Origin of the sequence: Prevotella veroralis (assembly GCF_018127765.1) — a bacterium.
Taxonomy (GTDB): Bacteria; Bacteroidota; Bacteroidia; order Bacteroidales; family Bacteroidaceae; genus Prevotella; species Prevotella veroralis.
Genome location: NZ_CP072330.1, coordinates 1757506 through 1770152 on the forward strand (window position 1 = coordinate 1757506; position 12647 = coordinate 1770152).

9 protein-coding genes and 1 tRNA gene are annotated in these 12647 nt (G+C 42.3%); 1 reads left to right on the forward strand and 9 read right to left on the reverse strand.

Annotation, left to right across the window (positions count from 1 at the left end):
- Window positions 1–227: 227 nt before the first annotated feature.
- The 8 genes from sufD to J5A55_RS07510 all read right to left on the reverse strand — a co-directional run bounded on the left by sufD (window position 228) and on the right by J5A55_RS07510 (window position 11545).
- Window positions 228–1571: a Fe-S cluster assembly protein SufD gene (sufD, locus tag J5A55_RS07475; RefSeq protein ID WP_039851276.1), complete on the reverse strand. Its 1344-nt coding sequence runs from the start codon at window positions 1569–1571 to the stop codon at window positions 228–230.
- A 208-nt stretch (window positions 1572–1779) separates the two neighbouring features.
- Window positions 1780–2535 (reverse strand): Fe-S cluster assembly ATPase SufC, encoded by a 756-nt coding sequence (gene sufC / locus J5A55_RS07480; RefSeq protein WP_004382862.1) that lies wholly within the window; start codon window positions 2533–2535, stop codon window positions 1780–1782.
- 1 nt (window position 2536) lies between these two features.
- Entirely contained in the window at window positions 2537–2956 is a 420-nt protein-coding gene (locus tag J5A55_RS07485; protein ID WP_004382863.1) for a hypothetical protein, read from the reverse strand.
- An 18-nt stretch (window positions 2957–2974) separates the two neighbouring features.
- Window positions 2975–4420 (reverse strand): Fe-S cluster assembly protein SufB, encoded by a 1446-nt coding sequence (gene sufB / locus J5A55_RS07490; RefSeq protein ID WP_004382864.1) that lies wholly within the window; start codon window positions 4418–4420, stop codon window positions 2975–2977.
- Window positions 4421–4558: 138 nt separating this feature from the next.
- The gene (gene infB, locus J5A55_RS07495; RefSeq protein WP_004382865.1) at window positions 4559–7486 is read right to left on the reverse strand and encodes a translation initiation factor IF-2; all 2928 of its coding nucleotides are present in this window, start codon (window positions 7484–7486) and stop codon (window positions 4559–4561) included.
- A gap of 143 nt (window positions 7487–7629) precedes the next feature.
- Window positions 7630–8895 carry a transcription termination factor NusA gene (nusA, locus tag J5A55_RS07500; RefSeq protein ID WP_004382866.1) on the reverse strand — a complete coding sequence of 422 codons (1266 nt, stop codon included), beginning with the start codon at window positions 8893–8895 and terminating at the stop codon, window positions 7630–7632.
- A 5-nt stretch (window positions 8896–8900) separates the two neighbouring features.
- Complete coding sequence (gene rimP, locus J5A55_RS07505; protein ID WP_004382867.1) at window positions 8901–9368, reverse strand: ribosome assembly cofactor RimP; 468 nt, start codon at window positions 9366–9368, stop codon at window positions 8901–8903.
- Between the two features lie 473 nt (window positions 9369–9841).
- A complete protein-coding gene (locus tag J5A55_RS07510; RefSeq protein ID WP_004382868.1) occupies window positions 9842–11545 on the reverse strand; it encodes a S41 family peptidase in 1704 nt (567 codons plus the stop codon).
- Between the two features lie 186 nt (window positions 11546–11731).
- On the opposite strand from J5A55_RS07510, the gene J5A55_RS07515 reads away from it, so the two are divergent.
- Window positions 11732–11805, forward strand: a tRNA-Asn gene (locus J5A55_RS07515).
- 221 nt (window positions 11806–12026) lie between these two features.
- On the opposite strand, the gene J5A55_RS07520 is transcribed toward J5A55_RS07515, so the two are convergent.
- Complete coding sequence (locus J5A55_RS07520) at window positions 12027–12395, reverse strand: desulfoferrodoxin family protein (protein ID WP_004382869.1); 369 nt, start codon at window positions 12393–12395, stop codon at window positions 12027–12029.
- Window positions 12396–12647: the final 252 nt, after the last annotated feature.

Below are 12647 nucleotides of genomic sequence, written 5' to 3' on the forward strand. Positions count from 1 at the left end.
GGTATGTTATTATTACTATATAGTCTCTTGAGACGCAAAACTATCCCTCTTCAAGGGAAGGGAGATGGATATGTTATTATTGTTATATAATTTCTAATACTCAACTTCCTACTCGTTTTCAACAGAAGAGAAGTTTCATAAGTTCTTTCGGAAATAACCCCTTAGGGTTCCCTCGCCCTCACTATCATATCAATCTCCCTCCCTTCGGGAGGGTAAGGGGTGGGTATTTACTTACACAAGTTGCACCCTTCGCACTTATCAAGTTCACCACGGAAGCGCTTTTCTACCAAATGGTGGAGGCGATCACGCAGTGGTTCGAGTTCCATCTTGTCGATGACTTCATTGATAAAGGCAAACTCAAGGAGGAGTTTAGCTTCTTTTCTGTCGATACCACGCTGCTCCATATAGAAGAGAGCGGCATCATTGAGCTGTCCTACCGTTGAGCCATGATTACACTGAACATCATCAGCATAGATCTCAAGCATTGGCTGCGTGAACATTCTGGCAGTCTTGCTGGCGCAGAGGTTACGGTTATTCTCCTGTGAGAGTGTCTTCTGTGCACCCTTACGAACGAGTACACGACCTGCAAAAGCACCCACAGCATTCTCGTCGAGTACGTATTTATAGAGTTCGTTGCTTATACAATGAGGCACTTGATGGTCGATAAGTGTGTTGTTATCAACATGCTGATTCTTGTCAGCTATCACACAACCATTGCAGAAACACTCACTGCCCTCACCTTTAAAGACAAGGTCGAGCATGTTTCGGGTTACTCCATTGTGCAACGTAATGACGTTATGACTTGCACGTGAATTGCGTTGCTGTTCGATATAAACATTCGAAACACGCACATTCTTGGCATGTGTCTCTTCCATGCAGTTCAGTTCCAGGTTCGCATTATCGCCCACAAAGGCTTCGATCACCTGTGTTGCAAGGAAGTTCCGGTCGTCAGCTGCGTGGTCACAGAAGAGGAATTGAGCCTTAGCACCTTCTTCGAGCACAATAAGTACACGACGATTGACCATCAAGTCAACATCTGAACGGAGGATATTTATTACCTGCACCGTACGGTCAAGTTGCACATTCTTAGGCACATAGATGAAGAGTCCGTCTTGTGCTAACATCGTATTCAGTGCCGTAACAGCATCTTTCTCAGTATCAGCCAGCTTTCCATAATACTTACTCACCAATTCTGGATGCTCAATAGCCACATGGTTCAAACTGTCAATGACAACTCCATCATTGAGTTTTGCCTTTGGGAGAGCCTTTGTATAGAACTGATCGTTGACTATAAAATAAAGAGAAGTACTGAGATTGGGCACATCACACTTGAATGTCTCGTATGGATCAACGGGTATTTCAAGCCTGTTGAGGTTCAAACCATAGTCTGGTTCGAATAGCTTTTGCATGTCCGTGTACTTATAGCGTTCCACCTTCTTTGATGGAAAGCCCAGCCGACGGAAATCGTCAAAAGCCTTATCGCGCACCTCATTCATCACAGGAGCAGCGTGATCCTTTATGATTTGCTGCGCCTCTGTATAGAGGTCTATATATTGTTTTTCGCTTTGCATGTTTGTTTTAAGAAGTTTTGGAGCAATGAAAGAGTAGTCTTTGTAATCCTTTTTGACCATTTATTATGACCTAAAAAGAGGTTTTATAACTCGTTGAGAACCATTATCTTACAGATAATCAAAAATCTCTTATAGGACAATTTGAATTCTCTACTAACTCTTTTCCTACTCGCTCCATTATGTAAATACTTTTTCTTACATGACGTTATCAGTCGTTATCCACTTCTTCCTTTATCCAATCGTAACCGCGTTGTTCAATCTCCTTCGCCAATTCTGGACCAGCCGTCTTCACGATACGACCTTTATAAAGCACGTGAACAACGTCTGGTTTAATCATATCAAGCAGTCGCTCATAGTGCGTGATGACGATGTATGAGGTTTTATCAGTGTGCATCTTGTTAACGCCATCAGCTACAATGCGCATAGCATCAACGTCAAGACCAGAGTCAGTCTCATCTAAAATACTGAGTTTTGGTTCTAACATTGCCATCTGGAAAATCTCATTACGCTTCTTCTCACCACCAGAGAACCCTTCGTTTACACTACGGCGAGAGAGTGTGGAGTCCATCCCCACCAACTGACGTTTCTCACGCATGAGAGCCATAAACTCAGCAGCCTTCATTGGATCTAATCCTTCATAGGCACGCTTTGCATTGATAGCAGCCTTCATGAAGTTGGTCATACTCACGCCTGGTATCTCAACAGGATATTGGAAAGAGAGGAACAAACCCTCGTGAGAGCGGTCTTCTGGCTTCATCTCCAATAGGTTTTTGCCATTAAAAATAGCCATACCATCGGTCACCTCATAGAGAGGATTACCCGTCAGTACGGCACTCAGTGTTGATTTACCCGAACCATTAGGTCCCATGATAGCATGCACCTCACCATCTTTTATCGTGAGGTTGATACCTTTTAATATTTCTTTTCCTGCGATGGTAGCATGCAGGTTTCTTACTTCTAACATATTATTTATTCTTTACTTTAAGATTGTAATCTATTATATCAGCGACAGTTGACAAAATAGCAGAGAAGAAACCGAATCCAGAATCATGATCTCCCTCTACCATACGAGCACGCTCGGTAGCTGCATCTTGCTCGGCAAATACGGACTGAGAAGGATCGCTATCACCAAAGATAGACTTCGACTTCTTCTTGTAACGTGGTAAGTTGCCTATCATCTCCGAGCCCGTAACTGTACGATAGAGGCGAGTATCAAAGGGCTTGGGTGTATACGGTAACCCCATCACTGACCGGCATGTAATCGCCGTATCTTGCTTCACTTGCTCATCAATCAAATACTTCTGCCACGGTTTTATCTGCCATGACTGGGCTCGAAGCATTGTTGTAAGGAGCAAGCCAAACGTGATAAGAATGAGCTTTCGCATGTTGTTTATTCAGTTATATTATCCTACCGTTCCTTCCAAAGTTACAGAGAGAAGTTTCTGTGCCTCAACAGCAAACTCCATTGGAAGTTTGTTGAGAACGTCCTTCGCATAACCATTGACTATCAAACCAACGGCATCCTCTGTTGGTATACCACGCTGATTACAATAGAAGAGTTGGTCCTCACTAATCTTCGAAGTGGTTGCTTCATGCTCAACAATAGCAGTATCGTTGTGGATGTCCATATAAGGGAATGTATGTGCACCGCAGTCAGAACCTAAGAGAAGAGAGTCACAACTTGAGTAGTTACGAGCGTTCTCCGCATTGGCTGTAGCACGAACCAAGCCACGATAAGAGTTCTGACTATGTCCGGCAGAGATACCTTTCGAGATGATTGTACTCTTCGTATTCTTACCCATGTGAATCATCTTCGTACCCGTATCAGCCTCTTGGTAGTTGTTTGTCACCGCAACAGAATAGAACTCTGCCTGTGAGTTATCACCCTTCAACACACAAGAAGGATACTTCCAAGTAATAGCCGAACCTGTCTCTACCTGTGTCCAAGACAGCTTAGAGTTCACTCCACGCAGTTCGCCACGTTTTGTAACAAGGTTCAAGACACCACCCTTACCATTCTCATCACCTGGATACCAGTTCTGAACAGTAGAGTATTTTACCTCAGCATTATCTAACACAACGATTTCAACTACTGCAGCATGCAACTGGTTCTCATCACGCATAGGAGCAGTACAGCCCTCAAGATAGCTAACATACGAATCATCATCAGCTACAATCAATGTACGTTCGAACTGACCAGTATTGATAGCATTGATGCGGAAGTACGAACTAAGCTCCATCGGACAACGGACACCTTTAGGAATGTACACGAAGGAACCATCACTAAAGACCGCAGAATTGAGTGCTGCGGAGTAGTTGTCACGATAAGGAACAACACTTCCAAGGTATTTACGCACCAAGTCAGGGTGCTCCTTGACTGCTTCACCGATAGAACAGAAGATGATTCCCTTCTCTGCCAACTGCTTTTTGAAAGTAGTTTTCACTGACACTGAGTCCATAATGGCATCAACAGCCGTACCACTCAGTGCTAATCGTTCCTCCAAAGGAATACCTAACTTATCGAAAGTCTTCTCTAACTCTGGGTCAATCTCCTTATTCTTAGGCTTCTTCGCCAACGGATCAGCATAATAGGAGATATCTTGCAAATGCAAATCAGGCAAATGTAAGTGCCCCCACGTTGGTATCGGGAGAGCTTCCCAGTAATGGAAAGCCTTCAAACGAAAATCGAGGAGCCACTCTGGTTCCCCTTTCTTCTGCGAAATAAGTCGAACGATATCCTCGTTCAGACCCTTCGGAATGACCTCCGTATGTACGTCGGTTGTAAAGCCAAACTCGTACTTTTGCTCTGCAACCTTCTTTACGAATTCATTATTTTTATTCTCTGACATTTGTAACTCAATACTAATATATATGTATGGTATAGGTAGACAAATTACGTGCCACTAGTACAATAGCAACATTTGTTACCAAAAAGAAAGAACCGTCTTTACTCCTTTGATGGAGAAAAGACGGTTCTTTTTATCTTATTATAATTTCTGTTCTACCTCAATCTCCGTGAAGGTTTCGATGATATCACCAACTTGCAAGTCGTTGTAATTAACAAGTGATATACCACATTCAAGCCCTGTTGCGACTTCCTTCACATCGTCCTTATAACGCTTGAGGGCATCAATAGGAGCCGTATGGATTACGATACCATCACGAACGACACGACCTTTATCCTTGCTGTGAACCTTACCTTCGGTAACCATACCACCAGCAACCGTTCCAACCTTGGATATCTTGAACACTTGTTTCACCTCAAACTGACCAGTGACAATTTCCTTCTTCACCTTGTCAAGCATACCCACCATCGTTGACTTCACATCGTCGATAGCGTCATAGATGACAGAGTAAGTATTGATTTCAACACCCTCACGGTCAGCCAAACGGCGTGCATCAGCAGAAGGACGAACCTGGAAACCAACGATGACAGCATCAGAAGCAGATGCTAACATCACATCATTCTCTGAAATCTGCCCTACTGCCTTGTTGATAACATTCACCTTCACCTTCTCTGTTGACAGCTTGATGAATGAGTCAGACAATGCCTCGATAGAACCATCGGTATCACCCTTCACGATAATATTCATCTCATGGAACTCTCCACGAGCGATTCGGTGAGAGATATCAGACAATGTAAGACGAGTCTGTGTACGCAAGCCTTGCTCACGCTGAAGCTGCTCACGCTTGTTAGCAATCTCACGTGCCTCCTGCTCAGTCTCCATCACATGGAATGTATCACCTGCTGTTGGTGCACCATTCAGACCAAGAATAATAGCTGGTTCTGCTGGTCCCGCACTCTCAATGCGTTGGTTACGTTCATTGAACATAGCCTTAATACGACCCCAAGAAGTACCAGCGATAACGTTATCACCAATCTTCAACGTACCATTAGAAACGAGTACCGTACTAACATAACCACGCCCCTTATCGAGAGATGACTCGATGATCGTACCTGTTGCCTTACGGTTAGGATTAGCTTTTAGATCCATCATATCAGCTTCAAGCAGTACCTTATCAAGAAGTTCATTAACACCTAATCCCTTCTTAGCACTGATCTCCTGACACTGATACTTACCACCCCACTCTTCAACAAGTAGATTCATCTGTGATAAGTCCTCACGTATCTTATCAGGATTAGCTCCTGGTTTATCTATCTTATTAATAGCAAACACCATTGGCACACCAGCTGCTTGCGCATGAGCAATAGCCTCCTTTGTCGTAGGCATCACCGAGTCATCGGCAGCGATGATGATAATAGCAATATCCGTTACTTGTGCACCACGAGCACGCATAGCAGTAAATGCTTCGTGACCCGGAGTATCAAGGAAAGTAACCTTCCGACCATTCTCCAATGTCACACTATAGGCGCCAATGTGCTGGGTAATACCACCGGCTTCACCAGCAATCACGTTAGTATTACGGATATGGTCAAGCAACGAGGTCTTACCATGGTCTACATGTCCCATGACAGTAACAATAGGAGCACGTGAAACCAGGTCGTTCTCATCATCTACCTCCTCGCTTACAGCTTCCTGTACTTCTGCACTGACATACTCTGTCTTGAAGCCAAACTCATCAGCAACAAGGTTGATAGTCTCTGCGTCCAAACGCTGGTTAATAGAAACCATAATACCTACAGACATCAACGTTGATATGACATTTGTTACTGGGATATTCATCATTGTAGCCAACTCAGATACGGTAACAAACTCTGTCAACTTCAATATCTTACTTTCCTTACGCTCTGCTTTAGCCTCGGCATTGAGACGTTCCTGTACAGCATCACGCTTCTCCTTACGGTATTTAGCACCTTTCTTATTCTGGCTCTTACTTGTTAAACGAGCAAGAGTCTCCTTTACCTGACGTGCTACAGCTTCATCATCCACCTCTAAAGGTTTCTGATTACGATTGCGATTCTTCTTTCCACCATTCTTGTTACCGCCGTTATTGCCACCTTTCTTACCACTCTGGTTCTGCTGCTGATTAGCGGCTGCATTGATATCAACACGTTCCTTATTAATACGAACACGTTTCTTCTTGCCCTGACCATTACCCTGACCAGCCTTCTCTTCGCGCTCTTTACGACGTTCTTCCTTACTCTTCTTCTTAGGACGAGTGCTCTGATTCAGCGTACTGAGGTCTATCTTCCCCAATACATTCACCTTTGGTGTATTGAGCATCTTCTTCTCATTCTTGGTCTGGAACAGTCCGTTATCATTCTTATCCTCCACTACTTCAGAATTTGTAGTTGTATTTGATGTTGTCGAAGCAGGCTCAGCCTTTACTTCAGCTTTCACTTCTTTCTTTGGCTCATCATGCTTCTTCTCCACCTTAGACGTATTCACACCCTTTGTGTCAACGACCTTTTTCTCTTTAGAAGTATTTACAGGATTCTCCATCTTAGGCTTAACAGATGTTTCAGACTTCACCGTCTCTTTCTTTTCGGCTGGCTTATCATTAACTACAGGCTTATCCACCTTCTTGGTTTTCACAGCCTTTTCAGCCTCTTTCTTATCCTGCGCTTGACTCACGGCAGTAGCAACTACAGGGTCAGACTTCTTTTCAGTAGGAGCAACAGAAGACTTATTGACCGGCTTATTAAGCTGTTCAAGATCTATTTTTCCGACTGGTTTATACTGCGGACGATTAGCCTTTAGGAGCGTTTCAGCCCTATGGTCAGTTGCAGACTTCTTCTCTTTAGGCTTCTTCTGGAAAAGTTTAGCTGCATCATTCTTCACCTCTTTATCGTTCTTAAAGGCTCCGACAAGGGCATTATACTGCTCATCACTGAGTTTGAAGTTCAAGTCACTCTTAACTTCCCCCAACTCTTGTTTCTTCTCCAAGAACTCCACTGCCGTCTGAAGTCCTATATTCAATTCGCGAATTGCTTTGTTTAATCTGATGCTCATTAACTTTATTTTATTCGGTGTTGGGTGCTAGTTGTTGGTTGTTGTATTGCCTTTTGGTAGAGAGGGGTTCCGAACATGGAGTTGAATATAGTCACACCCGTTAGCTATACATCAACAGCCATCACCCACCAACCAATCACCTTTTACTGTTCAAACTCTGACTTTAAGATGTTCAAAACGTTATCTACAGTTTCTTCCTCTAAGTCAGCTTTCTCGATCAACATCTCACGTGGAGCATTTAATACCTGTCGTGCGGTATCAAGACCAATGCCTTTAATAGCATCGATAACCCACTGATCAATCTCATCTGAGAACTCATCCAAATAGATATCCTCCTCTGCATTCTGTTCATCAAGCTCACGGAACACATCAATAGTATAACCTGTCAGCATACTGGCCAACTTGATATTCATACCACCACGACCGATTGCCAAGCTCACTTCCTCTGGTTGCAAGTAAACCTCCGCCTTCTTATTTTCCTCGTCAATGGTCAAACTGCTAACCTTAGCAGGAGCCAATGCACGTTGGATGAAGAGCTTAGTATTGGCAGTCCAATTGATGACATCGAGGTTCTCGTTGCATAACTCACGAACAATACCATGTACACGACTACCACGTACACCAACGCAAGCACCAACAGGATCAATGCGATCGTCAAAACTTTCAACAGCTATCTTAGCACGTTCACCAGGCATACGAGCAATCTTACGAATGGCTATCAAGCCTTCTGCTATTTCAGGAACTTCTGCCTCCAAAAGTCGCTCCAAGAATTCAGGTGCTGTACGTGAGAGGATAATCTTTGGGTTGTTATTCTCGTTATCAACGCGCAGGATCACCGCACGAATGGTCTCACCCTTACGGTACTGATCACGTGGTATCTGCTCGCCCTTGGGTAAGATCAACTCGTTATTCTCGTCATCAACAAGCAAGACCTCACGTTTCCATGTTTGATAAACCTCACCGGAAATAATCTGCCCAACGCGATCCTTATATTTATTATATAGTGAATCATGCTCCAATTCAAGGATCTTTGAAGCCAAAGTTTGGCGTAGATTCAAGATAGCACGGCGACCGAACTTATTAAAATCGACCTCCTCACTAACATCCTCACCAACTTCATAGTCAGCTTCTATCTTACGTGCATCCGTCAGACTAATCTCTTTATTCTCGTCTTTAACCTCACCGTCAGCCACTACTACACGGTTACGATGAATCTCAAAGTCGCCCTTGTCTGGGTTAACAATCACGTCGAAGTTTTCATCGCTACCGAATATCTTTGCGAGAACATTACGGAAGCTCTCTTCCAAAACACTCACAAGTGTTGTACGATCGATGCTCTTGGTGTCTTTAAACTCCTTAAAGGTCTCGATCATATTCGGACGCTCTTCTTCTACTTTTCTTGCTGCCATAGCCTTTACTTGAAACTTATTATATATTTTGTATACTTTACTTCATCCATCTTGTACGCATGGTCTACATCCATCTTCACAGGACGCTTCTTTCCTTCCACTTGTACTTTCTCATTGACAGCAACGATGAAATCATTGCCATCAACGCTCTTCAAAACGCCTTTAACTTTCTTCCCGTCTTTATCCAGCACCTCAACTTCCTTTCCAATGAAGTTCTGATACTGCTGTGGAACCTTGAATGGCTGACCAAGACCAGCAGAACCTACCTCTAACTCATAGTCTTCCTCATCACGTGAAAGGCGATCCTCTATATACTTACTCAGCTCTACACAATCCTCAATCCATACCCCATCGGCATGATCAATCTCAACAACAATCTTGTCATCTGGACTTATTTGAATGTCAACAAGGAAGTATTCTTTACCTTCCAGCCACTCGTCAACGAGACTCTTTACAACGTTTTTATCTATCATAAGCGTTTTAATATGAAAAATGAGGAGCTATCGAAAGCCCCTCATTCCTCTGAACGTGTGCAAAGTTACAAATAAATTCGACACAAGCCAAATGTTTTCTGCATTTTCTTAAAGTATAAGTAGCTCTAATACATATTATATACGTAATTGGCAACCATCGCTATCACACAAGCCTAACTCCATACGCCTACCTTCCGACACACGCTTTATTATCTTTGTGATAAGCCTTCCAAATCCTCTTAAAAACATATACCTAATTCTGAAAAGATGCTGTTTAAAATAGGAAAATAGACTAAAAATTAGCATTAAACAAATTATTTATCAAATAAAAATAGACTAATTTTTCACCTCTCCAACGCCCTTTTATAAGAATAAGAATGCCTATCTATAACAAAAAAGATACTCCTTGATAACATCAGAGAGTATCTTCAATCTTTTCAAAACTATCGTCTATTACTTATAACGATTATTCCTTATTTTGTCTCGGTAGTCTTTTTAGAATCAACTAAAGGCTGTAACACTTTCTTATATGCAGCTGGATCATTCAATAACTCTACAGCCTTTTTCCATTGTTTGTCGAACTGCAAGCCATTTTCCATTGCCCCCCTCTGATAGTAATAAGCAGCAACAAGATCACTTGTCAACAACTGTTTTAAGGTCTGCTTGTTGTAATCAAGATCCTTAGCAATGTTATGATTGAGCTTTTTCTCCAGTGCATCGAACTCAGGTTTAGCGTCATCATAATAGCCTTCAAACCTTGCGAGCTTCACAAGACCCTCTAAATACTTCTTGCTTTCACGGTCATACTTGAAGCCACTCTTTAGTACTGCCTGTTTGAAGTCAGCGTAATCTACATCAGAGATAACGAAGTTCTTAGCTGGAGCTATTGTAGGATGTGTTCTCAAATACTTCAATTCCCAGTTCAACATAACCTCGGTTGAATCACGTCCAGAAGCCGTTAGATAGAATGCAATATTAGGTAGAGAGTCAGGTTGTACTTCGATATCTGGCTTAATACCTCCACCATCTCTAACCTCTCGTCCATTGGCTGTGTGGAACACATGTGTCAATGAGTCAGGCACATGTTCGGTATAGCCTCCGTTAGAGTGCTTATAATTGATAGCTTGGATGCAACGCCCACTAGGGATGTAATACTTGCTGGTTGTCAACTTTAAGTTGGCGTTATAAGGGAGATCCATTGATACCTGAACGAGTCCCTTACCGTATGTTCGTGTACCGAGAACAACAGCCCGATCCAAGTCCTGTAAACTGCCACTTGTAATCTCACTGGCACTTGCGGTCTCATCACTCACTAAAACAACTATTGGCATAACTGTATCTATTGGCTCTACAGTTGTCTTATATTCCTTATTCGCGCGTTCCATCTTTCCAACGGTCTTCACCAATGTGATACCTTTCGGAACAAACATGTTTACGATATTGATAGCCTCTTGCAGACTTCCACCACCATTATTACGAAGGTCGAAGACAAGCGACTTCATACCTTGTTTTTTCATATCAAGAAAGGCGCGACGAACGTCCTTTGAACAATCAGTTGTGAAAGAGTTGAGATTTAAATAGCCCACACCATTATCCTGCAAGCCATAGTATGGCACTGCTGGTAATTGGATGGAACGACGCGTAATCTTAAACTTCATCTTCTTTCCCGTTGATGGTCTCTTTATCGTGAGGACGAACCGTGAGCCCGCATCACCACGTAGCCTGTTACTAACATAGGATACATCTTTACCCACCATAGACGAATCGCCGATAGCAAGAATAATATCTCCCTTCTTCAATCCAGCCTCTGCAGCAGGCATATTCTCGTATGGCTGATCAATAATCGTATTCTTTATAGCAAAGTTATAACGTATTATTGCACCGATACCAGCATACTTACCCGATATCATCAAGTCGAGATCTTTCACCTTATCTGCAGGGTAATACACCGTATAAGGGTCCAACGAATGAAGCATATAATTAATACCATTGCCTACAACCTCATCTGCATTGAGACTGTCAACATACATCAAGTCAAGGTATTTATATATGGCGGAGAAGGTCTCAAGATTCTTTGCTACTTTAAAATTATGATCCTTTTCGGTATTATTCTGTGCCATCGCAGCACCACCGAAAGTAAGAATACAGAGACTAAATACTATAAACAGTTTTCTCATTACTTATGTTTTGTTTGTAAGTTATGCGGTTATCTACGGAACAAAAGTACATTATTATAATCGAAAACACATAATATCGAGGATAAAATAAAGGATTTTCCTCTTTAATTAAAAAATCTTCTCAAAACATTTGGTAGTTACAAATAAACATACTACCTTTGCAACCGCTTACAAGAAACAAGCACTGCTTCAGTAGCTCAGTTGGTTAGAGCACCTGACTGTTAATCAGGGGGTCGTTGGTTCAAGCCCATCCTGGAGCGCATAGAAAAGGAAGTTCTCAATTACAGAACTTCCTTTTTTCGTTTATTAAAAACAAAGCCTTAACAATCACATACTATTCTTAAAGAGGGGAATTAGCCCCTACCTAAACACCATAACACAGCGAGTTTACTCATAGACCATAAAGAGAGAGGGCACATAAGACCCTGATTAAGGTGTCTATGTACCCTCTTTAGTTATTGATGTCTGCTAAAGCTCTTACTTACTTTGATCTCCAAAGACCATGAAGGTTGCAATATTCACGTGCGTAAACCTCCTTAGCATCTGTCTTGAAGACTGCCACAGGCTTGTCTGTTGGAGAGAGATACTTACGGAGAACTTCGTTGTTTTCGGTAATCAATTCGATCCATTGGATAGAATGAGCCTCTGTCATTGGGTGCTCAACTTCACCAACTGTAACACTATAACCGCCTTCTACCTTCTCAACCACTGGTACATGCTTCTCTGTGGCAGCATCGGTTGTGTTCTCTTTAACTGGTTGTAAGTTACCTAACTCACACTCTCCACCAACCAATACTTCTACTAAACTACCCGTCTCTGGGCACTTATATACATCGTTTCTTGTCGCCATAATAAATTATTAATTAATGTTCGGATGCAAATTTAAGAGTATTTGTTGGAAGAAAAGAAACTATCCTTTGTAAATATTACAAGCCTTACATTATTTAACAATTAGCACTGACTAATGGAGAAAGGAGCAGGGATAAGAGAAGTACTATTCGACTTACATTATAAAAAGAAAGGAAGGCGAACACCGCTGTGAACGCCCTCGCTTATTGTCATTCAAAACTTGTTATCTAAGTAAACATATTGTTTTGAACCA